The following is a 26173-nucleotide window of genomic DNA, read 5'->3' on the forward strand; positions in this document are numbered from 1 at the left end:
TTGTTCACTTTTTGTCTAAACAGAACAATCGTCGGCTATTTTTCACCGTTTGGTGTTTAATTTTCTCTACATCTTGTTGTTTTAATTGAGCAAGAACATCAGCAACCAGAGGTAAACGGGAAGGAAGATTTGGCTCTCCCTGATAGCCATACAGCGGCATATCCGGGGAATCTGTTTCCAGCAACATGGCATCCAAAGGTAACTTTTTTACCGCCTCCCTGGTTTTTCTCGCCCTTTCATAGGTAATGGTGCCACCAATACCCAAAAACCACCCTCTGTCTATGAGTGCCTTTCCTTGTTCAAAGCTTCCGCTAAACGCATGGAGCACCCCATTTACTCTCCGGAACCGGTTCAACACCCGGATCAGTTCATTATGTGCTTTGCGGCAGTGCAGGATAACCGGCAGATTATGGGCCTCAGCCAACGCCAGTTGCCGCTCAAGCAAGTACAGTTGCTGCTCGTTTTTCGGGTTTTCAATGGCGAAATCCAGCCCGCACTCCCCGACAGCGACACACTTGTCGTCCCTTTCGGCCAGCGCTGTTTCAAGCCAGCTCAAATCAATGTCACAATGGAAATGGATATAGTACGGATGTAAACCAAGCGCATAGCGAATTTGCGCGAAATTCTTAGAAAGAGAGGCAATTTGCTCAGCATTGCTACGCCCAACCGCCGGGACAATAAGCATCGACACACCTACTTTTTGGGCATCGGATAAAAATCGTCCCGGATCATCACAAAATGGCGGAAAATCAAAGTGGCAATGGCTGTCTATCAAAGTACTGGTTTCCTATTTTATGTGCCGTGCAGCTAAAACGGGGCGAATTAGATAAAATCCGGGTTGCGTTTTTTTGCGCTTCGCAGTAAAAACGCATCATCAGTTTGCCAAGGCAAACATACACAGGATTATCCGTTGAACGGTCTTCGCCGCTGGCTGCCTATTTTAGTCTTAATCACAACCGCCCTGCTAATTGGCAGTTTGGCCGGTCGTGTGCTGCTGCCCGTTCAATTTGCCGAATCCGGCTCCAGCCAGCTTAAAGACCACGACGTCAATTTAAGCATCGCACCTGAACGTGAATATGTCCGTGTTCACTACCCCAGAATCCTGCTCCCAACTGAGCCTGAAATCCAGGAAAGCAACCTGCCCGAATGGCCTGTTGTCCTCCAACTGGTGCTGGCCGGTGTACTGAGCCTCTCCCTTTTTGCCCGAATGCCCAGACGCTATCTGGAAAGCGCCAGCCACCGGCTGGGCGGATGGCGTGAAAGCAACCTTCAATACCGGTTTATCCAGTCCCGCTGAAACCTCCGGTAACACCCTCATCATTTAAAAGTCCCGTCGTTTCCTAACGGCCGTATTTATATCGGAGATTACAATGCTGGATTCTCTATATAACGTTCTGATCGCCCTTTGGCATCAGGACTTTACCGCATTGATGGCACCTGGCAGCGCAGCATTTATTTATGTCTGCGTCGCTACGCTGATTTTGCTTGAAAGCGGTTTTATCCCCGCAGCACCTTTCCCGTGCGACAGTGTGGTTATCCTGTCAGGCACCCTGGCTGCTGTCGGCGTTATCAACGCGCCTTTTGCCTTCTGCCTCATTTTTATCTGCGCAGCGTCCGGCAGTTGGCTGGGCTACATGCAAGGCCGGTGGCTTAACCGCCTTCCCCGCGTACAGTCGTGGGTTCATGCCGTTCCACAAAAACGCCTGGACACTGTAGACAGGCTGCTTGGCCACCACGGACTGGTAGCGCTGTTTGTTGCCCGCTTTATCCCGGTAGTGCGCTCTCTGCTACCACTGGTGATGGGCATGCGTGTCAGCCATGCCACCCGCTTCCACTATTTTTCCTGGTTAAGTGCCCTGCTATGGACACTGCTACTGACTGGTACCGGCTACATCCTGCCGTCCCTGCCGGAGCCAATCAGCAAAACGGTCACCATGATGCTGATGATGGGACCGGTTATTACACTCACCATTGCGGTGCTGAGTGCAGTGATCATCAAAGTCCGCCGGATGATGAAACCGGCCAAACAACCTGCAGGGGAAGCCTGATATGCGAAATAAAACCCAGGCCGCCTCGCGCGCGGCAAATTTCAACCGGTTGAGCCTTTGGAAATATGGCCTGCTCATCCTGATGTTCATAACCCTGATGATTCAGGCGATCCCAACATTCTACGGTGATACCCCAGCACTGGGTGTTCACGCAGAGAAAGGCAGTACGCTGTCTGCCTCAAACGTTGCCGGGTTACTGGACTCACACAATATCAAGGCGAAGTCAGTGACCCAGAAAGACGGTTCACTGGTCATTGCTTTCAATAACATGGAAAGCCAGCAAAAGGCGAAAGCCCTGCTGGCAGATACGCTTGGCGACAAGACAGAACTGACCATCCAGTATGCCTCTGCTGCACCGTCATGGTTTGAGAAACTGGGTGCCAGCCCTGTAAAACTGGGCCTTGACCTGCGCGGCGGTGTCCAGCTTCTGTTGTATGTGGATACCCATGCGGTATTTGACCGCCATGCTGATGCCCTGGTGAGCGAGCTGCAAAAGGAAGTTCGTAAAGAACGTCTGCGCGGTACCGTAGTCCGCAAGGTGTCTGCAACCCAAATCTCTTTCAAGAGCAACAACCCAAATGCCGAGTCTTTCCTGACCCGCTTTATGCAGCCATACCAGCAGCGCTGGCTGGAAACAGACGACGACGGCAAGCTGGTACTGACCATGACTGAGGAAGAGCAAAATACGCTGACCCAGTCTGCACTTGAGCAAAACATCACCATCCTGCGTAACCGTATCGGTGAGCTGGGTATCGTGGAAGCCAGTGTACAGCGTCAGGGCCGTGACCATATTCGCATCGAACTGCCGGGTGTGCATGATCCTAAACAGGCCAAGTCTGTTATCGGTGCAACTGCCTCACTGGCGTTCTACCAAGCTAAAGAAACCGGCCCACGCATTATCAACGACCGCCTTGGCCGTCCGGTCCGCCTTGCCCACAACGCAGTACTGAGCGGTGAGCACATTGTTGATGCCCGCAGTGGTACCGACGAAATGGGTCGCCCACAGGTAGATATCCGCCTTGATGGTCCAGGTGGCGACCAGATGGCTGACTTCAGCCGCAGCCATATCGGCCAGCCAATGGCGACCGTGTACACTGAGTACAAGCCTGATGCCAAAGGCAAGCTTATCGCTGAAGACAAAGTGATTAACGTGGCAACCATCCAGAGTGCTCTGGGTAATAGCTTCCGTATCACCGGTCTCGACAGCGTTGAAGAAGCCCAGGAGCTGTCCATGTTGCTGCGCTCCGGTGCACTGACAGCGCCAATCCAGATTGTATCTGAACGTGCTATCGGTCCGACTCTGGGAGCCCAGAACATCAAGGCAGGTTTCACTGCACTGGGCATTGGTATGATTGGCATGGCAATCTTCATGACCATCTGGTACCGCCGCTTTGGCTGGGTCGCAATTGTTGCCCTTTGTGCCAACCTGGTCATGCAAATCGGCCTGCTGGTCATGCTGCCGGGTGCAGTACTGACCCTGCCGGGCATTGCCGGCCTGGTACTGACTGTCGGTATGGCGGTGGATACCAACGTCCTTATCTTCGAGCGTATCCGTGACCGCCTGCGGGAAGGTGCAAGCCTCGCTGCTTCCATCGACTTCGGCTACCGTTCAGCATTCAGCACTATCTTCGATGCAAACATCACTACCCTGATTTCCGCAGCCTGCCTGTACGCCATCGGCTCCGGCCCGCTGCAGGGCTTTGCCACCACCCTGATCCTGGGCTTGCTGTCCAGCATGATCAGCGGTATTTGGGGTACCCGCGCCATCATCAACCCGATCTGGGGCCGTGACAGCCGTCGCGCAGTGAAAATCTAGTGCTGAGGAGACAGACCATGAAACCGTATCCATTAACCCGCCTGCGTTATGCAGGGCTTACGCTGTCCTTGGTGATGATCGCCCTTAGCCTGTTTGCCGTATTCCATTACGGCCTCAAGCCGGGTATCGACTTCACCGGTGGCATCATCGTTGACTTCTCACTCAACTCACTGGCCAACCAGACCGAGCTGATGAGTATGCTGCAGGCACCCTTGGCTGGCATTGGCCATATCAGCCAGGCGTCAGCTGCGGGCGTTTGGCACCTGACCTTGCCACACAACGCACCAATCACTGACCCGAATGCCATCGTGGCGCTGCTGAGCGAGCAATTCCACCAGCCGGTCACACTGGTGCAGGCCAACATTGTCGGTCCTCAGGTGGGTGAAGAGCTGTTTGACCAAGGCGGTCTGGCACTTATTGTGTCGTCGTTGTCTATCATGCTCTACCTGGCTATCCGCTTCGAGTGGCGCCTGTCTATGGCCGCTGTGGCTTCGCTGGTGCACGACAGCATCCTGACCCTTGGCCTGCTGGCATTCCTTGGGGTGAAAATCGACCTGAACGTCATTGCGGGTATGCTCGCAGTTATCGGTTACTCGCTTAACGACTCCATCGTAATCGCCGACCGACTGCGCGATGTACTGAAAGCCCGTCCTACTGCCGATGTATACAGCAGCACTGATATCGCGGTAAAAGCAACGTTCTCACGTACCCTGATTACAGCCGGTACCACGCTGTTTACCATTGCATGCTTGTTGTTGCTTGGTGGACAGGCACTGTATGGCTTCTCGATCACCCTGTTTGTAGGTGTACTGACAGGTACCTGGTCTTCTGTGACCATTGCCTCGACGGTACAGGAAATGCTGGGACTGAGCCCTATGCACTACCAGCCAAAACCTGAACTGGTTGACGAAATGCCATAACCGGCAAACTAAAACGGTAAAAACAAAGAAGGGGAACCATGGTTCCCCTTCTTTATGCATGAGAATCAGTGGGTTCAGGCGATCGCCGTGCGCATCTTCTCAATCACATCTTCTTTTTGCTCCGCAGTCAGTGCCCGAAGCGGCAAACGCGGGTTACCTGCATCAATGTCGTGCAGCGCCATCGCAGCCTTACCCGCAGCAACACCGCCGTACTGTACCAGCACCCGGATTACGGCAATGACCTTGTCCATCTGGCGCTGGACAATTTCCATATCACCGGCAGCAAACGCCTCCATGATGTCGTGGTAAAGCGGCGCTGCATAATTGTAGGTACTGCCAACAGCACTGGTCGCACCAACTGCCAGCGCACCCGGGAAGAACTCATCCACTCCCCAAGGGATATCAAATTTACCGCCGCAGGCACGAAGGCAGCGCTGGTATTCGTAAAGATCACCGCTGTTAAACTTAAGCCCATAAAGGTTAGGAATGCGCTTGTCAGCCTCAATCAGGAACTGCTCCATATCCACATTCACGCCGGACATGGTGGAGTGGTAGTAATAGAACCCTTTTGACGGCGCGGCAGCAGCCACGGTTGCACAATATTCAACGAGGTCAGCCACACTACCCGGCTTGAAGAAACATGGGCCAATGGCAGAAACGGCAAATACATCCAGGTTCTCCGCATGGCGCGTCAGGGTGAGGGTATCGGCAATGCTCAGCCCACCGGTATGAATGATAAGTTTCATTCGGCCATTGTTTGCGGATACCCAGCGTTCAGCCACTTTCATACGCTCTTCAACCGAGCAATGTACACCCTCCCCGGTCGTTCCCAGAACATAGGCACCTTTCACGCCGTCTTTTACCAGATGCTCAACAATCGCATCGATCATCTCGTAGTTTACGTATCCGGCGGAGGTAAATGGGGTGTGGGGTGCAGCAATCAGACCTGTCAGCTTTTCCATAGCGAATCCTTGAATGTTCTTGATGACTCTTTCTGTTTCTAGGGAATGAAGTAATACTTCATTTATAAATCACAAATGGAGTTTCATGCATTCTAGGAAGGTTAAATTAACCATGCAATGGTGCTTTGATTCGCTCAGCCGGTTTAATTATGAAACTGTGAGCATTACTGCAATCTCTTAAAATTCCATTAGTTTGCTCTATGGAGTAAAACTTCACATCACCAGGTCGCCGTGGGATGATGACTCCTACAGCAGTGAAAAGACCAACAGGAAGAGCGACTGACATGCCTGACACCCCAACCCTCGAAGCCGGAAAAATCCTGGATACACTGGGCAGCCTGCGCAACAGCCTTACCCCTTCAGCAAGACGCATTACCGACTGTATCCTGGCAAACCCTGCCCAGACAGCTCGCCTTTCCATTGCTGAGTTGTCTCAGGAAGCCGGTGCCGGTGAGGCCAGCATTATCCGCTTTTGCCGCTCACTGGGGTTCAAAGGGTTCCAGGACTTCAAGCTCGACCTTGCCATTGAGGTCGCCAGCCTCGGCAGTGAAGAAAAGAGCCTGCTCGATACAGATGTCACCGAAGAAGACAGCGCCGAAATCATCGGCCAGAAACTGCAGGCCACCATCAACAACGTGTTGAGCGAAACCCTGAACCTTGTCAATTTCCGCACCCTGGAAACGGTGGCCGCCGATCTTAAATCTGCACGCAGGATCGTAATATTTGGTGTGGGTTCCTCCGGCATTACCGCAGACGAAGCGAAAAACAAACTGATGCGAATAGGTTTTGATGTGGACGCTCTCACCAACAACCACTTTATGTATATGAGGGCCTCGCTGCTCGAACCCGGTGATATTGCTATCGGCATCAGCCATTCAGGCACATCAATGGAAACCATCAAGGCGCTCACCCTCGCCAGTGAAGCCGGTGCAACAACCATCGCACTGACGCACAACCCAATGTCCGACATTGCCAAAGCCGCTGACAAAGTACTGGTTAACGGTAACCGGCAAGGCAAGCTGCAAGGTGACTCCATCGGTACCAAGATAAGCCAGCTTTTTGTCCTCGACCTGCTTTATACCCTGCTGGTACAGGCCGATCCAGAGCGGGCTAAACTCACCAAATCACGAACAACCGCGGCGTTGGACTGACCGACTTAAAACTGTGCCGGACATCGCTAATTCAGAATCCGGCAATTGCGTGGGGTGATACCGCGTTTATCATTGGAGTTAAACTTCAAAATCAATTAAACATCGGAGTATCGGCATCGCTGTCCGGGTGCCAAACCGGTTAAGAAGGATTTACCATGACCTGTTTAGCCCTCGATATTGGCGGGACAAAGCTCGCAGCTGCCCTTGTCAGAGACGGGAAGGTGACCGGGAGAAACCAGATCCCGACTCCCGGCTCGCAAAAGCCTGACCAACTGATTGCGGCACTGGCCACCCTGCTTACCCCACTTGTTCCGCAAGCTGAATACCTTGCTATTGCCTCGACCGGGATTATAGATAACGGCGTGCTCACAGCACTTAACCCGGCCAACCTTGGCGGCCTGAACAGGTTTGAGTTGGTTGATGAAGCCAGCCGTATTTCCGGCTTGCCGACTCTTGCCATCAATGACGCCCAGGCTGCAGCATGGGCGGAATACAAAGTGCTGTCAGCACCGGTTCAGAACATGGCATTTGTTACCGTATCAACTGGGGTCGGTGCAGGTATCGTATTAAATGGGGAACTGCAAACCGGACCGCGCGGAATTGCCGGGCACGCCGGGCATATGCTGGCGGATCCTAACGGGCCGCGATGTGGCTGCGGAAGGACAGGTTGTGTGGAAGCCATTGCATCCGGCACCGCTATTGGTAAAGCCGGACAGGCAATTTTTGGCCCAGATTGTAACGGCCAAGCCCTTTACCAGCACGCACTCAGCGGGCACCGGGACGCCATAGCCATTGTCGATCGCTCAGCTCGCGTGATTGCCAACCTGATCGCTGATCTTCGCATCAGCCTTGATCTGGATCTTATCGCCCTCGGCGGCAGTGTTGGCCTGGCAGAGGGTTATCTTGACCGGGTTAAACACCACCTTTCCACCCTTCCGGCGACCTACCACACCGACATTATTTCGGCCCAATGTGGGCCGGATGCCGGATTGCTGGGTGCAGCCGACTGGGCAAAACAACAACATGTTTCCTGAGGATCTCCCATGAATTTTGGCCTCCTGCACCGAACAGAAACCGCTTTTCCTGACGCGATTGAAAAGGGTCTGGCTTTTCTTCGCAATAACGACTTGAACAACCTTGAAAACGGTCGTCATGACATCGACGGTGACCGGTTGTTTGCCAATGTCATGACGCTGACTACCCTACCTGCCAGTGAAAAGCAGGGCGAGTTGCACCATGACTATATTGATATCCAGTTTCTTATAAGCGGCGAAGAGCGCATTGATGTTTGCCTGGCTGAATCCGGCTGCCGCCCGGCGACAGATTACGATGCTGAAAATGACTTTGCCCTGCTTGAAACCATGCCGGGCGCAAGCTCGCTTCTGCTGTCTCCGGGCATGTTTGCCATTTTCTACCCGCACCAGCCGCACAAACCGGGCTGTGCCGTCTCCAGCCCGTCAGAAGTCAAAAAGGTGGTCGTGAAAGTCCACAAAGATCTGCTTTAACTGTGTCTAGCCGTTTCGCAGGTGCAAAAAAGCCGTCAATCAAGACGGCTTTTTGAATTAGGCGGTTGCGGCTGAATTAGTGCTCGCGGGTTGCGCGGAACTTCACTTCTGGGAATCGCTCAGCAGTCAGGTTGAGGTTGACCATGGTTGGGGCGATGTAAGTGAGGTTATCGCCACCATCGAGTGCCAGGTTAGACTGGCTCTTGCGCTCGAACTCATCCAGCTTCTTGGCATCGTCACATTCCACCCAGCGGGCAGTTGCCACGTTGACCGGCTCATAGATTGCTTCAACGTTGTATTCTGCTTTCAGGCGGGCAACCACCACGTCAAACTGCAGGACACCGACAGCACCTACAATCAGGTCGTTAGACTGAACCGGACGGAACACCTGCACCGCACCTTCTTCAGAAAGCTGGACCAGACCTTTAAGCAACTGCTTCTGCTTGAGCGGATCGCGAAGGCGAATGCGACGGAACAGCTCTGGTGCAAAGTTTGGAATACCGGAGAACTTCAGGTCTTCACCCTGGGTGAAGGTATCACCAATCTGGATGGTACCGTGGTTGTGCAGGCCGATGATGTCACCGGCGTAGGCTTCCGCCGCACGCTCACGGTCACCGGCCATAAAGGTTACCGCATCAGAAATACTGACAGTTTTGCCAGTGCGGACATGCTTCATCTTCATGCCCTGGGTGTACTTGCCAGATACGATACGCATGAACGCTATACGGTCGCGGTGTTTAGGGTCCATGTTGGCCTGGATCTTAAACACGAAGCCAGAGAACTTGTCTTCGTTGGCCTCAACTGCACGTTCTTCCGTCTGACGAGGCATCGGTGCCGGTGCCCACTCAGTCAGGCCGTCCAGCATATGGTCTACACCGAAGTTACCCAGTGCGGTACCGAAGAATACAGGTGTCAGTTCGCCGGCCAGGAAAAGTTCCTGATCAAATTCGTTGGATGCACCCAGCACCAGCTCCAGTTCATCACGCAGTTGCGACGCCAGATCTGCACCGACAGCGGTATCCAGCTCCGGGTTGTCCAGGCCTTTAACAATACGCACTTCCTGGATGGTAGAGCCCTGGCCTGTCTGGTACAGGATGGTTTCATCACGGTGGATATGGTAAACACCCTTGAATGACTTACCGCTTCCGATTGGCCAGCTGACCGGCGCACACATCATGTTCAGCTCGTTTTCCACTTCATCCAGCAGTTCCATTGGGTCGCGGATGTCACGGTCAAGTTTGTTCATAAAGGTAACGATCGGTGTGTCACGCAGACGGGTAACTTCCATCAGCTTGCGGGTACGATCCTCAACACCTTTCGCGGCGTCGATAACCATCAGGCAGGAGTCAACAGCAGTCAGGGTACGGTAGGTATCTTCAGAGAAGTCTTCGTGTCCCGGGGTATCCAGCAGGTTTACCAGGCAGTCGTTGTACGGGAACTGCATCACAGAGGTGGTTACCGAGATACCACGTTCTTTTTCCATTTCCATCCAGTCAGATTTTGCATGCTGGTTGGAGCCGCGGCCTTTCACGGTACCGGCAGTCTGGATTGCACGTCCGTGCAACAGAACCTTTTCAGTGATGGTGGTTTTACCCGCATCCGGGTGCGAGATAATGGCAAACGTGCGGCGCTTGCCGACTTCTTGCTGAATAGACATGAATGACAATCTTCTGGTTGTAAATACAGACCCCGCTGAGCCGCGAGCCTGAAGTAAATCAGTAATGCGCGCCATTCTCCCCGATCTTGAGCTTTGAAACAATCCGGCATTGGTTGAAATGCCAACAATGTTAACAGCGGTAAACTATCATTCTTCCGCTCAAAGCGTGGACATGACAACTACACCCAATAAACAGCACTTCAACTACACACCTAAAGAGTGCCACCAGCGTGGCTCATATGTAAGACAACCAGCTCTTTATTGACACCTTGAGCTTCTCGGGCATCACATTTCTTTACTTAAATGAAATCAACTTTTAATAATGAAATTACATGTATGACATCATTCATGTGATATAGCGTTTTGAATAATGGCATTTTGTGCAAGTTAAACACTCATTTTCCCTTTAAAACTTCGCCGTATTCCCATACGAAAATTGGAAACTGTCATGAATAAAAACCTCCTATTTATATCCTGTTTTTCAATGCTTCTACCTACACAGCTACAGGCTGAAGTGAACCTCATTGACCTTGGCGTGGGGGACATCAGAAATTATGCCCTCGCTGCAAGTGTTGACCAAAGCTCCACCTACATTTTCACCGGTCGGCTGCCAAACTCGAAAGAAAACAGTCAAGGTGTTCATATTGGAACACTACCTCTTTATGCGGGTCTCGCTACTGACAACAGGACAGATGGCAGCCTCACTGAAAAAATCAGCGTTTCACACACTCAGGTTGAAGATAACCCCTGGTGGCGTGCAAAACTAAAAACAGCCTCTCCAGTAAAAACAATCCGGGTCTGGAAACGTAAAGAAGCCTACGGATGTACAGACAACAACAGTTCTGTTGATTGCTCTCGGTTGGACAACTGGTCTTTATTTATCAGTCACAACGATATAACGGATACAGGTATTCAACCGATGCGAAGTAATCCTCAAATAGAGGAGTTCGCTTTCAACTCTTATCCAACCGGAGACTTCGAAGAAATAACATTCCCGTCAACCAAGAACATAAAATCGGTAGTAATTGTCGCCCACGGTCAGGACAAGGTTTTGAATCTGGCGGAAGTGCAATTGCTCGGAGCCAACAGCGATACTGTTCCGCCGGTTTCCCAGGACCTCCAAACGATGTTTGAGCGGAAAACCGGACTGTTTATGCACTGGGGGCCAGGTAGCTATAACAACACAGAATGGAACTCAGATTTTAATGTTGACCTCGTCACTGTTACGCCACAGGAAATCGAGCAAAATGTCAGCAAGTGGTCAGAACAATTGGTCCATATGGGGGCAGACTATGGCATGTTGATAGCCAAACACCATGACGGGTTTTCTAATTTCGAAACAGCACACAGCGACTATAAAATTACCAATACATCCCAATGCAAATTCCTTTCTGATCCATCACAGTGTGATGTCGTAGCTCATTATGTTCGGGAGATGCGGGAAGCTGACCTGGATGTGGGGTTATATTTCTCCATTCTTGACAGGCAATTCACTAAACAACCTGAAACCTTTGGGTATGTCCATGGTGATTACATCATCAAGGCTCAGCTAAAGGAGCTTCTCACCAAGTATGGTGAAATAGACATACTCTGGTTTGATGCATTAGGTTGGCTGATTAATGATACGGAAGACGTTAACCTCGATAACCTGCGCCGGTATATTCGCCAGATTTCCCCCAACACACTGGTGCTTAATAACGACCAAAGACACTCCCCTATCTCCACAGATATTGATGTTTATGAAATTGGGGCCCATGCATTTTCAAAGATCTCCAACGTCAACCCTAACTCAGAGGAAGGTTCCCGCCCGAAAGAGGTGACGGATACCATGGCTGCAACCGGTTGGTTCTGGAAAACCTATGAAGCGCAAAAATCCCTACCAGAACTGATGCGTCGCTCCCGGATTCTCGACTCGTTAGCCAATACCGCCATGTTGTTGAATGTTGCTCCGAACCGGGAATTAACGTTTGAAAAATCAGCTCTTCAAAGGGCCCACCAACGGGAAATCCTGAGAAATTCCCCCGAGCTGGCCGGTGGTAATACCATCGCAGGCAAGGTAAACCTTGCATACGACAAGCCCACCCGCCAGTCGAGTAATTATTCGCAAAGCGAGGGGCTTGCTGATTCTGCTGTCGATGGCCTTCGACATGGTAGCTGGCAGGTTGGATCTGTCTCCCACACCCAGAGTGAGGATTTCCCATGGTGGCAGGTTGATCTAGGTTCAGCTCAGTCATTCGACTCCGTTCGTATTTTCAACCGCACAGATTGCTGTGCCTATCGCCTGGATAAACTGGTTATTGCTATTACTGACAACGACTTAAGCTCAACATCACTCGATACCCTGAAGAGCAATCCCAATGGTGCTACATTGATATCTGTAGACGCTAATGGTGCACAGGATATTTCGGTTCCTACTCCATCTGCCAACGGCCGCTACGTCCGTATCTACCTGGATGGTTCCGGCTACCTGAGTCTGGCAGAAGTAGAAATTCTGACACCTAACACCGCCCTTCCTGTCCCCGGCTTTATGACCCAGCAGAGTACAACCTACAACGGAGACTACACTAACTTCGCTTCTTGGAAAGCCGTCGATGGAATCACGGATTACTCTGCATTAAATGGAAAGTTGGCACACACTGATTTTCAACCTGAGCCGTGGTGGCTCACAGACTTGGGAGACGTGAAGACTCTTTCTGAAATCAAGATCTGGAACCGGGGACCCGAAAGAAATTGTTCCGGTGTGGACAGTTGCGATGAACGTTTAAGAGATTATGTCATTGTCATCAGTCATGATGACATAAGGCATACACCGTTCAGCCAAATTACCCCGTCTCCCAGAACTTGGGTTATCCCGGTAAACGCCATTGCCCAATGGCCCAGTGTGATAGACCTGCCACGTTATCTTGGCGGGGAAACCCCAACCGGGCGATATGTACGCATTATCAAACCAGCAAGAGATGATGGCAGGCTTCAGGAATTGACGTTGTCTGAAGTGGAAATATACGCTCAGCCATAACCCTTTCAGCTGGCCTTAACCGGGCCAGCTCCTTACCTTTTTATACACTTCCTGTAAAAATATCCGCACTGGAACTGCTTTGACTCAATCGATTGTTCTATCTGGCAATTCCTTTATCATCTCTTGAGTTTTTCTCCCTACCCCTCTAGCTTGGTAAAATTATTGTTAAATCCAGAGGAAAAGAGATGGAATGGAAGGTCAGCAGTGGTACCGCCGATAAGCAGCGTACAGCCTGCCTGGTAACCGGATTTTACAAGGGCCAGGTACTTTCCCCTGTCTCCGAACAGCTGGATGCTACAAGTAATGGTTTTATCAGCGGGATCCTGAAAAGATGCAACCTGCACGGAGAACCGGGGCAGACACTGTTGCTGCACAATGTCCCTGGTGTCCTCGCTGATCGCGTGCTGCTGGTTGGGCTTGGCGATAAAAAAAGCCTGTGCGCAAAAACACTGCGCAAGTGCACCGAATTGGTGGTGCGCTATCTCAACGAAGCAGGATCAATGGAAGCTGCCGTGTACTTCAAGGATGCAGCCACTAACCTTTCCTGTTATGAGTCAATCAGGGTGATGCAGGAAGCATCCAGCGATGCCCTCTACAGTTTTTCCGGGTTCACGTCCAAGGAGTCCAACGGGAGAAGGCCATTAAAGCGGCTGACTTTCTGCGTACCAAGACGTCGGGATCTCAAAGATGCTGAAAATGCACTGTTCCATGCCACGGCATTGTCCGCAGGAAAGTCAGCGGCCAGACATCTGGGAAACCTGCCGCCGAATGTCCTGACACCTACCGGCCTTGCCCTAAGGGCGAGGGAACTGGCAAGCCAGCATGAGTCCCTGAACTGTACCACTCTGGGTGAAGAGGAATTGGCTAGGCTGGGTATGGGAGCCTGGCTTGCCGTCAGCCGAGGCAGCGCCAATGAATCACAGCTTATCCGGCTCGATTACCGGCAAGCAGACGACCCATCTTCCCCGCCAATAGTCCTGATAGGGAAAGGCCTTACATTTGATGCTGGAGGGATCACCCTCAAAGGGTCTAACGGTATGGACGAAATGAAATGCGATATGTGCGGTGCGGCGGCTGTTTTCGGTACCATGCTGGCGCTTGCTGAACTGGGTTTGCCTGTCAATGTAACTGGCATCCTTGCGGCCTGTGAAAACATGCCGGATGGCAATGCCTACCGTCCTGGCGACGTGCTGACAACAATGTCAGGTAAAACTATCGAGGTGCTCAGTACCGATGCAGAAGGCCGGCTGGTACTGGCCGATGCCATTACCTACACCCGTCGTATGCTTGAGCCAAAAGAGATCATTGATGTGGCAACATTGACTGGCGCAGCCATTACATCGCTGGGGCATGTTGCCAGCGCCATGATGACCAATGATAAACACCTTGGCCGGGAGCTCAAACGGGCAGCCAAAACGTCCGGTGACCGGGTTTGGCCACTGCCGGTTGACGATGATTACCAACCAATTATCGACAGCCATGTTGCAGATATGAAAAACACCAGTTGGCGCATTGCCGGGGCCGTCGGAGCGGCCTGCCTGTTGTCGCGCTTTGCTGAGGAAACCCCATGGGTCCATCTGGACATCGCAGGTACAGCCTGGCTGGGAAGGGACAAAGGGGCAACCGGCCGCCCGGTCCCCCTTCTGGTGCAGTATTTAATCCACCAGTGCGGAGCTTGAAGGGTTATTCGATGATGAAAGTACCTGTCATTCCCTTTTCAGCCAGCCCCGCACATTCAAACGTGTAGCTGCCAGGCTTGATAGGGACAAAAAACAGCTCCACCTCACCTTCATCCTCAAACTCGATTTCGTAAAAACCATTCGCCTTGATCTCAATTCCACCCGCTTCTACCTTCCGCATCCAGACATTGTTAAACAGGCCATGGGATTCGAACGCACACTCTTTGGCCCCCGTACTGCTGATTGTCAGTGCATACGCCTTGCCCGTTTCCATCTTGTATTCTTTCTGCGAAATTCCGTACCCTGCTTCATCATTCCCCAGTACAAGCTCTGGCAAATCTGTCGCACGAAGGGACAAATTACCTTTTGCAGAAGACACCAGAGGAAATACCAGAGTAGCGGTGACAGCGGCCGTTATGGCCAGTGTGGTCAGTTTCTTCATCCTAAGTTCCTTTTTATGCTTCCGGGTTCCTGCCGGGATGATTGTCATCAGTCACGTCACGTATTTTGAAGCCAATTTTCTCGAACATTGAAAAGCTTAGATAGATCACAGGGGAAGGTTAAATCCTTCTTTAGGATGAAATCACTCCTCAATGCCGTTTCATTGATAAGATAAGAGTTCCCTTTCATGGACAGCGTAAGTAAGTTTAATAGACAATCCAATATTCATTAGCGTTCATTTATTCATCTGTTTGGCTTTATTATTACATCAGCACGCAATATACATACCTAAACAATATTTAATTTCGTAATTATTATTTCCATTAATAATGGTATTCATGGCATGAATTCAACTTTAGCCATTGGGATTGCAGGAGTAAGATCCTGACGGATTTTTAAAACCTATAACTATTATTACAGGAAGCATTATGAATATTCGTAAACGCACCATTTTAACTGCAGTGAGCTATCTCAGCCTTTGCGTAGCTGGTACTGCATATGCACAAAATAGTGATGTTTCGCCTTCATTTAACCTAAAAGTCGGTCCTTCATACACAAATACCAAGCTGTCTTCTGGCTCGGCCATGACGGTCAACGGAGACAACCTCATTGTGGTTGGTGACGATACACCTTGGCTGTTTACCGTCAACGATGATTATCAAATTACGGGAAAAAATAAAATCGCCAACTACCCGGTTAATAAACAAGGCCGTGTAGACCACAAGATTAAACCAGACTTTGAATCTATGACATCTCTGAAATATGAGGGAAAGGATTATTATCTGGTATTAGGTTCTGGCAGTAAAAAGGAATTGCGTGAGCATGCATTCCTGATTTCACAAAATGGAAAAGTAGAGAATGAATATTCTCTTGGCAAACTGTATTCACTGCTGCATGAAAAAGCAGGGTTCACTAATAAAGAAAAAATAAATATTGAAGGTGTTGCAGCTTCAGCACATAAGATCTTTATTTTTAACCGTGGAAATGAAGGTAAAAATGCCATCTTTGAAATAAATCTCAAAGATTTTATGACCTTCCTAAAGGGCGAGCACAATAACCTTCCTTCTCTGAAGGTTTATCAAATGACCTTGCCAGCAATTAACGGCGTGCAATCTTGTTTCTCCGGTGCTGACTACTGGACAAACACCAACAGCATCATCTTTACTGCATCCGTTGAAGGAAACAATAACAGCAGTGTAAATGATGGTGCCGTACAAGGCAGTTTCGTGGGCGTACTGCCATTGGCCGACCTTAAGCAAGGTACACCAATGGATATGACAACCTATATGCAGGAAGTGACTAAAGACGGTAAACCTGTAATTACCAAACTGGAATCCATTGCGATTGCCGCAGAAAGCAACCACGCTGCTACCGGCTATCTGGTTAGTGACAACGACAACGGTACCAGTCAGTTCTTTACCTTCGCTATCGACAAGTAAAAACACGTTCCATCTCTGCCCGGAAGAGCCTCATGTTCTTCCGGGCTTTCTCCAATTCCATGGTTCCATTGAATAAATGGCCAGCCATCTAAACATCTTCCACAACGCTTACCTAAAAAGTCATACAATTCTTGAAATCAGTAGGCCTCTCCATGGCAATACACACACATTAAAAATTGGAAATCCTACTTTGGAAGGATAAATTCTCATAAAAAGTACGAATTTACTGAAAATGAGAATTATCTTAAATATCCGAATCTTACAAGATCACAATTAGCCTATCGGAGTATTTAAACTCGCTGATAGCTAACTATACTTAGCTAACACCTCGATGTTGCGTAAAAGTTAAATCCCATGGCGTATACTTACTTCGCGCATGGTTTTTCATCTGCCATTTTTATACAGAAACGTTTTTACAGAACGTATTAAATTTGCGCGATTGGAACGCTAACTACCTCAATGAAGAGGGCAAATTATGTTCAAATTTTTAGTGGCTGACGACCACCCTTTGTTTAGAGAAGCTGTGACTGATGTTATCCGCGGGCGGTTTCAGGATTGTGAAATCTTTGACGCTGAGGATGTGGATGGCACTTTGTCATGTGTCAATGAACACGATGACCTTGACCTCATTCTGTTGGATTTGAATATGCCAGGGATGGGGGGATTGAATGGCCTGCTGGAATTGAGGAACCAATCGCCAACCACGCCAGTGGCAATTATTTCAGCAGAAAGTAATAAGCAGGTCGTACTGCAAACCATCGCGTATGGTGCTGTTGGCTATATATCCAAATCGTCCCCAAGGGATGAAATGGCCAATGCATTTGAACAAATAATCAATGGGACGGTTTACCTGCCCTCTGACATCATCCGCGCCAGTGACTCCCTGGGCAGCGCAAGGGCCCGCAAGGCCCAGGAGAAGCAAATATCTCCCGATATGCTTTATACGCTGACCCGCAGGCAACTCCTTGTACTAAAGTCTATGTCACAGGGAGCGGCCAACAAACAGATTGCCTACGACCTGAACATCTCCGAAACCACTGTCAAATCCCATGTATCAGCCATTTTGAAAAAACTTGGTGTCCACAACCGGATCCAAGCAGTGGTGGGAGTCACAAACATCGACTTTGACCAGTACCTCAAGCGCTAGGCCTAACCAGTCATTCGGTCACCTGCATCGCGCTCACTGCGCAGCAGGTGAATCAAGGTGGTTTTCAACCGCATCGGCACGACAGGCTTGTTCAGCAAGAGGTAACCGCTTTCACGCGCTTCCTTCTTAAGCTCTTCGCTGCGGTTAGCCGTCAGGATTAATGTCGGCAATACCTGGGTACGTCCGGCATTGATGGCGTTGGCTACCGCGGTGCCGGTAATACCGTCATTGAGGTGGTAGTCCATTACCAGCATTTCCACCGGATCCTGGTGTATGTCATGCATTACCTGCAGGTTTTCCAGTGATGATGCCGTACTGACTTTGCACCCCCACTCCTCAAGCAGCAGTTTCATGGCTTCGCAGATATTCTGGTCATTGTCGATAACCCATACTCTGGCTCCATGAAGGGCGACGCCATGATCGGTGACCGACGGGTAAGCATCGGCCCGGGTAACATTGCGCATCACCCCATAAGGCACGGTGACGGAAAACACTGACCCTTTGCCCAGTTCAGATCTCACTGAAATCTGGTGGCCCAGCACTTTGCTGATCTTATCGACGATAGCCAGCCCCAACCCCAGACTGCTCCGGGCATCTTCCGGCCGGCCGGAAGATGAGCTGTTAAGCCGTTTGAATTCCTGGAAAATCTCCCGTTGCTTGGATTCCGGAATGCCTTCACCGGTATCCCAGACTTCGATTGAAAGCCCCTCTTCACGGTGGCGGCAGCCGAGCAGGATTCGTCCCTGGGAAGTGTATTTCAGGGCATTGCTCATCAGGTTACGTACCACCCTGGCTAACAACTGGCTGTCGGTGTAGACCGTTGAACGGGATCGCACATAACGCACTTCAAGCCCCAGGTTTTCCCCTGCCCGCTCGAACTCGTCAGCAATGTTGTCCAGCAGGTCACAGACCTCAAACCCCTGTTTATCTGCCTTCACTACCCCGGCATCCAGTTTGGATATATCCACCAGCATAGAGATCAACGATTCCACGTCAGCAAGGGAGTTATCAATGGAGCGAACAAGCTTGCGGCTCGCAGGCGGCATCCGCTGTTCCTGAAGGGAGCCGACATAAAGTTGGGCGGCATTCAATGGCTGAAGCAGGTCATGGCTAATCGCCGCCAGGAATTTGGTCTTGGAAAGGTTGGCCCGCTCCGCTTCCCGTTTTGCTTCCAACAGGCGGGATTCCACAACACGTCTCTCCATGACTTCTGCACTGAGCTTGTCATTGAGGGATTGCAGCTGGGCGGTGCGCTCCTGTACCCGTTGCTCAAGCGTCAGGTAGGATTGTTTCAGTTGTTCGGCACTGCGTTTACGCTCGGTGATGTCCCAGTTCAACACAAACAGGCCGACAACCTGCCCATTGTTGGCCTTGTTGGGGACATAGCTTTTCACAAGGTGGCGAGGCTCACCGGAGCCGTTGCTCTCCTCACATTCAAAGGTGACCGACTCCCCTTCAAGTGCCCGCTTGAGGTAGGGTTTCAGCTCGTTGAATTTACTGAGTGGCCGGGTGACTGAGATATGGCTGTTCAGCAGGTTTCCACGCTCGAACCCATACCAGTTGTCATAGACCTTGTTGGTGAACTGGTAATGGAGATCCGCGCCGACATAGGCTATCAATGCCGGGACATTATCTGTAATCAGGCGAAGCCACTGCTCATTTTCCCTCAGGGTTTCAGCATAGAGGTAACCCTGGGTAATATCGGTGTAGGTGTTGACGTACCCCCCATCTCCCATGGAATGGCTGCGTACCTCTATGACCCTTCCATCTTCAAGGATCTGCCGGCGGTTGCTGCTCTGGTGCCCGCCTTCCTCTTCCCGGTTGTCCAGTTCAAGCGGCGTCCGTTTTTGCACTTCGGAGATCCGGTACTCACTCAATGCCTCTTCGTTTAATCCGGTCATTTCGGTAAACCGCCGGTTGGCAATCTGGATATCACCGCCGCCGTCTACCATCAATACCCCTTGTGAAAGGTTATCAATCAGGGTTTGCAGCAAACGCGATTTTTCTGCCATCGCCGCTTCAAAACGGTCCGCTTCCGCCTGTTTAATCCGGGTGATGTCGGTGTATAGCATCACCAACCCGCCATCGGACGTTTCCCTTTCACTGACCTGCATCCAGCGGTCATCAGATTGTTGGAACACCCGCCCACCGAGGCTTTTGTCGTAGGGGTATTCACGGACAATCAGACCACTGTCGTGGGCAAGCTGTTTTATTTCTCCAAGCGTGGATTCCTGGCTGAGGGAGATCCGGTTGTCCTGCCAGAACTGACGGAAATGGCTGTTGGAATACACCAACCGCCTCTGGTTATCGTACAGGGCAAAGCCGTCAGTGATAGTCTCAATGGCATCAAGGAAACGTTGCTGGGCACGCTCGGTCTTCTGCTTGGCCTGGGTCAGTTGGCGGTTGGTTTCCTCCAGCTCCACCAGCGTGGCATTCAACTCCTCCGTTTTCTCACGCACCTGCTCAGCGAGCACAACGGAATGCTGGAAAGCACCATAAGGGTCTATCTTGTGGCAATTCCCCTGCTCTACCCGGGAGATCAGTGAATCGATAATTTTCTGCTTGCGGCGGTTCTCTTCCTGCAACTGCCTGATCTCCAGCTGCAGGTCTTCCACATCAGAAGGTTTTCTGTCGCTCAAATCAGCCTGCCTTTCTCTCTGTCGGGAACGGCAACACAACACCTTCCGCCGGCCTTCCAATCATTACCCCGGTCAGGGTCTGGTTCATATGTATCCCGTTAAGCTGCTCGCCGTAAGTATTGAACCCCACCAACCTGAACCGGGAAAACAGCTTGGTCGCCTTGTGGGTTGCGTGGCGCTGCTCAATTTCCAGACGGCGCAGGAAACAGTCACAGCCCAGCACCATCTCAAGTGATCCCACTTTCTGTTCAAGCTCAGAAAGCTTGTTCTCCACCTGCCCAAACAAATCACCCGGCCGCATCGCCGTTAGCACTATGCCGTCGTCTACTGCACAGTAAAAATTGAGGCTGAGATCGTCATTGACCTTCTGTATGGAACGGACGTAATACTCATCACCGATAAGGACTGCCAAGGGGTGAAGGGCATACACCTCTGGCCTGAGATCAGCCAATGGAATCCCTACCTCCCTGGCATAGACCTCGGCGGCAGGTTCAGCATTGAGCTCATAGATTCTTCGTTGGTCACTGTCAGCCCGCGTCACCACCAGTTTGCGGTCAAGGCTTTCAATATGGTGGGTAGTAAATACCTCAAACGGACACAGCGTATTGACCATAATTATGATGGCGGAATCATTGTGGAAGGCACCGCCATAATAGACATGGGTGTTGGCAAGGTTCTCATCATCTCCGGCAGATCCACCAAAGTGCGGGATCCGGCCCAGCGCCGTGTCCAGAGTGACCAGAAAGTGTTCTTCCTGGGGGGAAAGCCCGTCAATAAGGGTCATCACAAAGGTATTGCCAGTAACCGGGGCTTTTTGCTTGGCTTTGACCCCGTCTACCAGTTTGGCAACACAGTTCTGCGCTTCCAGCAACGAAAACCCGGAGAGCGGCTTGACCAGCGCTTCGACGGTAAAAACCTCATTACTGAAACCCAGGGCACTGATGCTGCTTTTACCATAACCGTGCTCTGTTACCTCCCCGGCAGTGGTACATCCCATCACTTTGCGTCCGGGAAACGCCTTCTCCATCTCCTCGCCCAGCCGGGGCAAGTCATAAGCAGCCGAACAGAAAAACAGTATGTATTCGAACTCCGGGTTATCTATCTGTTTTGCCAGCTCCCGGGCGGCCCGGCAGGCATCAAGCTGGTAAGTGGCCGCTGTAGCGACATACGGCTGTTGCTGCGCGTCAATCTGTGATTGCATCTCCCTGACCTCTCAACGGTCTCTCATAGTTACAGTTTAGAGAGTCAGGGCACGGCTTGTTATCCTACTTTGGCAGGATATCCGGACGACTTTCCTGTACATAGGAGAGGACTTTCCGTGCCTTCCCAGACAAGGACTTAAGGCCTTCATGAGTTAAAGGCGGATGAAGGGGATCAGGTTCAACAAGCCCCTGCAGGTGGTTAATGTGGGCATGATATTCCACTGCCTGCTTGCAATACCGGCGCTGCCACTCACCCAGTGCTGCCCGCTGCAACGAGGTGACAGGCAACGGAAGCTGACCATGGGCAATGTCATCCAGGGTGGCAAGGATCCGGCTTACCGTATTCTCCGGCGCACGGTCAAAATAGCTGAACCAGGTCAGCCGACAGAGTGCAAAATCAATATCTACACCCAGGGCATATACTTCCCCGGACAGGCGGCTTTGCCGGAGATCTTCGTGGGAAAGAACAGCATGGGCAAATGCTGCCAGCCACAAAGGCCGGTTTGCCGTTTCCGGCAGGCAAACGGATACCACGGCGGCGCCCGGTTCAGAAATGCAGCGAATATCGCCGCGAAGAAGCAGCTCAGGGGAGTCCTTACCGACAGGCTCATGGGCCTCCGGGGAGGGTTCAAAAGTGAAGCTGACTGACACGTCTGCCGGGCTTTGCGTCTCATTGCGGCTTTCCAGCCACTCCCTCAGAGAACACGGCTCCGGAGGCCAGATCTGGACAAAATGCTGAGGTGAGTGGATGTGTTCCCCGGCCTGGTGCCATCCACCCAGGCCGTTACAGGCCTCGCGCAGTACTTTCTGGAATCCGGTTACTTGCTGCCAGTGGGAATACAACTTGTTGCTGCAGCGCATTGGCTCCAGGGATTTTTCAAGCATCTCCCGCCACAGAGTCTGACAGAAACCAGCCTCCTCAACCGGGATATCTGCGCGCAGGGCCATCACTCCGGAAATCCCGTTGTGGTAGGCGACGCTGAACCTGCCCGGTTTCTGTTTTGCCTCGAACACCTCCTCGCTGCGCTGTTCAAAGTAGCGCAGGAAACAAAGTGCCTGCCGGGCTGCATCGTAGTCACTGCCCGGAAAGCGGATGCACATTCCCAACGTTTCCATGGCAGCAGGCAATTCATACTGACGGTGGTAATCCCCTGGCTGCAGAATACGGTTTTGCCCTGTCCGAAACGGCGAGACAGCAACCTTTCTGTCAGGCATAGGCGGCAATGGGCCAGGTTCAGAGCTCACCAACTGGAATGCATGGTACAGTTCAGCCAGGTGCAGTCCGTACTTGGTAGACTGCTGACAGTAACGTTCGAACTGCCGTCCCTTTACTGACGCATACACGTCACTGGAGTCCATGTCATAGAGCAGGGATTCTATCAAGCCGGACAAATCCGTTTTGGGGTTGCCATGATCCAAAAGCTCAAACTGGAGGACACGAAGGGATTTCCCTTTGGCGACAGCCCTGGAAAACAGGTCATCTTCCAATGGAGGGAGTAGTTTCCATCCTGCCTTGTTAATGATCTCATGCTGCGCATGGAGCAGTGTCCGGACTCCCGGCCAAAGTTCATCAGGCAAGCCGGATACAATCAGGCTCTGAACGTTTTCAATGGCTCGGGGGTTGGCAACCCAGCAAACTGCCGGGGCGACAAAATCCCCTTCCGGAAGCTCATTCTTTGCATCAACAGCCAGTTTTAAGGCTGTCATGACCTTCTCTATATTCCATTTTCCCCCCAGTATAATCTTGAGCTTTTCTGGCTGGTAATGCTGGCGGTGAAAGTAGCGCACATTCCCGACAGTCAGCTCCCGGATGGTGTCCGGCAGCCCGCCGTAAAACGGCAGCCTCTGTGGCCTCATGGCAGCCAGGGAGAGACTTCGGGAAAATTCTGGCCGGTTAATGTATCCCTGCATTTCGGTACAGAGTACCCCGCGCACTTCCTGCCAAAAGTCTTGCGAAAGTAAAAGGGGGGAAAGGGTAGCATTGAGGAAGTACTCCAATGCCTCTTGGGCATCAGCTTCAAAGAGTGAGGACAAATGGAACTGTGTGCTGTCCGGCTGGGTTGAGGCATTGCATTCAGTCAAGGCCAGACGGCTTCCCAGTTGCCAGAATGTCATCGGATCCGGGAAGCGCTGGCATCCTCTCAGCACCATATGCTCTGTGGCATGGGCGATACCTGAATCATCTGTCGAGGCAGCAGGGAATTGCAGGCTGGCACTGCTGACAGCCTGGGTTCCATAAAGGGTTGGGCAGTGCCATATCTCAGTTCCCGAAGGGTCGAGAAAAGCATGCCATTCCAGGCCATCATGGCCGGTGAAAATCTTTTTCTTCAGCCCAGTTCTCCCCTTTCGGGTTTATACAAATAGCGTTTTCTACAACTTTTCCCTCATGATGATCTGGCTGTTGGTGAAACTGCGAGCCAAGGTTTCAGCATGGCAGCCAATGCCGGAGGAAGCCCTTTGCCGGGCATCTTCTATCAGGTGGTGGTGAGGTGAGCGTTCACAAACCGGGTCGGTGTTATGGGCATCTCCCGTCAGCATCATGGCCTGGCACCTGCACCCCCCAAAATCCTTTTCCTTGTCGTCACAACTTCGGCATGGCTCGGGCATCCACTCGAAACCCCGGAAGTGGTTGAATCCTTCAGATTCAAACCAGATATGGCGGAGACTGTGCTCCTTTACATTAAGGAATGGCAAGTCAAGCAGCGCTGCGCTGTGGCAAGGCAGAGCCTTGCCTTCCGGCGAGACGTTGAGAAACAGGCTGCCCCACCCGCTCATACAGGCTTTCGGACGGGATTCATAGTAATCCGGTGTCACGAAAATAAACTTTGGCCCCTCTCCGTCCTGCTTATCCCGGAAGGCATTCACATAGCTTTCTGCAGTTTCAATTTCCTGCAATGACGGCAACAACTGGTCGCGGTTTTCCAATGCCCAGCCGTAATACTGGGCGGTGGCAAGTTCCACATAGTCGGCATTCAGTTCACAGGAAAGCTCCATGATTTGCGGGATCTGGTGGATGTTTTGTTTGCTGATGACAAAGTTCAGCACCATCGGGAAGCCGTGCTCCTTCACCAACCCCGCCATCTCTTTCTTCTGTTGGAACGCACGCTTTTTCCCGGCAATCGCATCATTTAAATCCGGGTCAGCAGACTGGAAGCTGATCTGGATATGGTCAAGCCCGGCCTCCTTGAGCGCTTTGATACGTTTCTCATTCAGGCCAATCCCCGAGGTGATCAGGTTGGAATAAAACCCCAACTCCCTCGCCCGGCTGACAATGGTCTCCAAGTCCTTGCGCAGCAAGGGCTCCCCACCGGACAATCCCAACTGGACAGCCCCCATTTCCCGGGCCTGCTCCAGCACATCCAGCCAGGTTTCGGTATCAAGCTCATTTTCCGGCTCACCGAGGTTAACCGGGTTCGAACAGTAAGGGCACTGCAGCGGACAGCGGTAAGTGAGCTCCATAAGCAGCCAAAGGGGTGGCGTGACAGCCGGTCTCTCATCCGGCTTGCTGAATCCACTTTTTGTCATAGGCGACTCCAAAAAACTCGGTAACATCATCCGCCAGGGTGTCAGCCCCCGGGTATTTCTGTTGCAGTACGGCAATCACTTCACTTGGGCTGCGCACACCATCAACATGGGACAGAATTTCTGCCGCCGTATCACTCAGCTTGACCATCCCCTCTGGAAACAGGAGGACGTGGCAACCCTGCACTTTTTCGTATTGCATCCGGAACAGCGGGTTAATGGATACCGCCAAGTCTCGCTTCAGTGGCTCACTCATAGGTCCAGCCCCCGGTGGTAAACCAGCTGGTCGGTAATACCCACATAAGGCGGGCGTTCAAATTCCCATGCCATGCTTATTGCATCGAGCATGCTCCACAGGATATCGAGCTTAAACTGCAGGATATTCAGTGCCTGGGCCTGCTTTTCAGCCGTGTTGAAGTGATCCAGCGTAATTTGCAAGCCATGGGTAACATCTCTCCTTGCCTGAGAGAGACGCTGGCGGAAATACGTCAGACCTTCCTGCTCAATCCAAGGGTAATGCTCCGGCCAGGTATCAAGCCGTGACTGGTGTATTTCCGGTGCAAAAAGTTCGGTCAGGGATGAGCAGGCGGCCTGCTGCCAATTAGCATGGCGTGCGAAATTCACATAGGCATCTACGGCAAAACGCACCCCCGGCAAGACCCAGCGTTGATCCAGCACTTCCTCCCGGGACAGGCCAACTGACTCTCCGAGTTTGAGCCAGGCTTCGATACCACCGTACTTCTCTTCAAGGGTGGCATGGCCGTCATGGTCCAGGATGCGCTGTATCCAGCTCCTGCGGACATCTATGTCCTTACAGTTCGCAAGGATTGCTGCATCTTTGATTGGGATACTGATTTGGTAGTAAAAACGGTTGGCTACCCAGGCCCGTATCTGTTCACGGCTGCAGTGCCCGGCGTACATCGCTTTGTGGAAAGGGTGGTGAATATGGTAATACTCCCCTTTCGCTCTCAGGGCCCGTTCAAACTCTTCCCGGCTAAGTGCCTGTTCCATTGGCGTTCTCCGTTATTC

General features: G+C 51.6%; 21 protein-coding genes. 11 read left to right on the forward strand and 10 right to left on the reverse strand.

Annotated features, from left to right (window positions below):
* Window positions 1-4: 4 nt before the first annotated feature.
* Entirely contained in the window at window positions 5-775 is a 771-nt protein-coding gene (locus NF212_RS13920) for a TatD family hydrolase (RefSeq protein WP_434356606.1), read from the reverse strand.
* 135 nt (window positions 776-910) lie between these two features.
* Here NF212_RS13920 and NF212_RS13925 point away from each other — a divergent pair, with 135 nt between their 5' ends.
* The 4 genes from NF212_RS13925 to secF all read left to right on the forward strand — a co-directional run bounded on the left by NF212_RS13925 (window position 911) and on the right by secF (window position 4784).
* The gene (locus NF212_RS13925; RefSeq protein WP_434356608.1) at window positions 911-1297 is read left to right on the forward strand and encodes a hypothetical protein; all 387 of its coding nucleotides are present in this window, start codon (window positions 911-913) and stop codon (window positions 1295-1297) included.
* A gap of 73 nt (window positions 1298-1370) precedes the next feature.
* The gene (locus tag NF212_RS13930) at window positions 1371-2048 is read left to right on the forward strand and encodes a DedA family protein (RefSeq protein ID WP_434356610.1); all 678 of its coding nucleotides are present in this window, start codon (window positions 1371-1373) and stop codon (window positions 2046-2048) included.
* Window position 2049: 1 nt separating this feature from the next.
* Complete coding sequence (gene secD, locus NF212_RS13935) at window positions 2050-3864, forward strand: protein translocase subunit SecD (protein WP_434356612.1); 1815 nt, start codon at window positions 2050-2052, stop codon at window positions 3862-3864.
* A gap of 17 nt (window positions 3865-3881) precedes the next feature.
* On the forward strand, window positions 3882-4784 hold the full coding sequence (gene secF, locus NF212_RS13940) for a protein translocase subunit SecF (RefSeq protein WP_434356614.1): 903 nt from the start codon (window positions 3882-3884) through the stop codon (window positions 4782-4784).
* Between the two features lie 74 nt (window positions 4785-4858).
* Here secF and NF212_RS13945 read toward each other — a convergent pair whose 3' ends face one another.
* Window positions 4859-5746, reverse strand: a complete 888-nt coding sequence (locus NF212_RS13945; protein ID WP_434356616.1) for a dihydrodipicolinate synthase family protein — start codon at window positions 5744-5746, stop codon at window positions 4859-4861.
* Window positions 5747-6030: 284 nt separating this feature from the next.
* Here NF212_RS13945 and NF212_RS13950 point away from each other — a divergent pair, with 284 nt between their 5' ends.
* The 3 genes from NF212_RS13950 to nanQ all read left to right on the forward strand — a co-directional run bounded on the left by NF212_RS13950 (window position 6031) and on the right by nanQ (window position 8402).
* A complete protein-coding gene (locus NF212_RS13950) occupies window positions 6031-6897 on the forward strand; it encodes a MurR/RpiR family transcriptional regulator (RefSeq protein ID WP_434356618.1) in 867 nt (288 codons plus the stop codon).
* 155 nt (window positions 6898-7052) lie between these two features.
* Entirely contained in the window at window positions 7053-7931 is an 879-nt protein-coding gene (locus NF212_RS13955) for an N-acetylmannosamine kinase (RefSeq protein WP_434356620.1), read from the forward strand.
* A 9-nt stretch (window positions 7932-7940) separates the two neighbouring features.
* On the forward strand, window positions 7941-8402 hold the full coding sequence (nanQ, locus tag NF212_RS13960; RefSeq protein ID WP_434356622.1) for an N-acetylneuraminate anomerase: 462 nt from the start codon (window positions 7941-7943) through the stop codon (window positions 8400-8402).
* 76 nt (window positions 8403-8478) lie between these two features.
* On the opposite strand, the gene prfC is transcribed toward nanQ, so the two are convergent.
* Window positions 8479-10059, reverse strand: a complete 1581-nt coding sequence (gene prfC / locus NF212_RS13965) for a peptide chain release factor 3 (protein WP_434356624.1) — start codon at window positions 10057-10059, stop codon at window positions 8479-8481.
* 448 nt (window positions 10060-10507) lie between these two features.
* Between prfC and NF212_RS13970 the strand changes: the two genes are divergently transcribed.
* Both NF212_RS13970 and NF212_RS13975 read left to right on the forward strand, forming a co-directional pair.
* Complete coding sequence (locus NF212_RS13970; protein ID WP_434356626.1) at window positions 10508-13075, forward strand: galactose-binding domain-containing protein; 2568 nt, start codon at window positions 10508-10510, stop codon at window positions 13073-13075.
* Window positions 13076-13260: 185 nt separating this feature from the next.
* Window positions 13261-14754 (forward strand): leucyl aminopeptidase, encoded by a 1494-nt coding sequence (locus tag NF212_RS13975; RefSeq protein ID WP_434356628.1) that lies wholly within the window; start codon window positions 13261-13263, stop codon window positions 14752-14754.
* A 4-nt stretch (window positions 14755-14758) separates the two neighbouring features.
* Here NF212_RS13975 and NF212_RS13980 read toward each other — a convergent pair whose 3' ends face one another.
* On the reverse strand, window positions 14759-15196 hold the full coding sequence (locus tag NF212_RS13980; RefSeq protein WP_434356630.1) for a hypothetical protein: 438 nt from the start codon (window positions 15194-15196) through the stop codon (window positions 14759-14761).
* 427 nt (window positions 15197-15623) lie between these two features.
* Between NF212_RS13980 and NF212_RS13985 the strand changes: the two genes are divergently transcribed.
* On the forward strand, window positions 15624-16634 hold the full coding sequence (locus NF212_RS13985) for a DUF6929 family protein (RefSeq protein WP_434356632.1): 1011 nt from the start codon (window positions 15624-15626) through the stop codon (window positions 16632-16634).
* Window positions 16635-17109: 475 nt separating this feature from the next.
* Window positions 17110-17781 (forward strand): response regulator, encoded by a 672-nt coding sequence (locus tag NF212_RS13990; RefSeq protein ID WP_434356634.1) that lies wholly within the window; start codon window positions 17110-17112, stop codon window positions 17779-17781.
* A 2-nt stretch (window positions 17782-17783) separates the two neighbouring features.
* Here NF212_RS13990 and NF212_RS13995 read toward each other — a convergent pair whose 3' ends face one another.
* From NF212_RS13995 to pqqC, 6 genes are all read right to left on the reverse strand, one after another.
* The gene (locus NF212_RS13995) at window positions 17784-20420 is read right to left on the reverse strand and encodes a NahK/ErcS family hybrid sensor histidine kinase/response regulator (RefSeq protein WP_434356636.1); all 2637 of its coding nucleotides are present in this window, start codon (window positions 20418-20420) and stop codon (window positions 17784-17786) included.
* 1 nt (window position 20421) lies between these two features.
* A complete protein-coding gene (nosP, locus tag NF212_RS14000; RefSeq protein ID WP_434356638.1) occupies window positions 20422-21621 on the reverse strand; it encodes a nitric oxide-sensing protein NosP in 1200 nt (399 codons plus the stop codon).
* Window positions 21622-21685: 64 nt separating this feature from the next.
* Window positions 21686-23953: an insulinase family protein gene (locus tag NF212_RS14005; protein WP_434360889.1), complete on the reverse strand. Its 2268-nt coding sequence runs from the start codon at window positions 23951-23953 to the stop codon at window positions 21686-21688.
* 39 nt (window positions 23954-23992) lie between these two features.
* A complete protein-coding gene (pqqE, locus tag NF212_RS14010) occupies window positions 23993-25147 on the reverse strand; it encodes a pyrroloquinoline quinone biosynthesis protein PqqE (protein ID WP_434356640.1) in 1155 nt (384 codons plus the stop codon).
* Window positions 25116-25400: a pyrroloquinoline quinone biosynthesis peptide chaperone PqqD gene (pqqD, locus tag NF212_RS14015; protein WP_434356642.1), complete on the reverse strand. Its 285-nt coding sequence runs from the start codon at window positions 25398-25400 to the stop codon at window positions 25116-25118. Before pqqD ends, pqqE begins: the two co-directional genes overlap by 32 nt.
* Complete coding sequence (pqqC, locus tag NF212_RS14020) at window positions 25397-26155, reverse strand: pyrroloquinoline-quinone synthase PqqC (RefSeq protein ID WP_434356644.1); 759 nt, start codon at window positions 26153-26155, stop codon at window positions 25397-25399. Before pqqC ends, pqqD begins: the two co-directional genes overlap by 4 nt.
* Window positions 26156-26173 lie beyond the last annotated feature (18 nt).

Source organism: Parasalinivibrio latis (assembly GCF_036825535.1).
In the GTDB taxonomy this organism is placed as follows: domain Bacteria; phylum Pseudomonadota; class Gammaproteobacteria; order Enterobacterales; family Vibrionaceae; genus Parasalinivibrio; species Parasalinivibrio latis.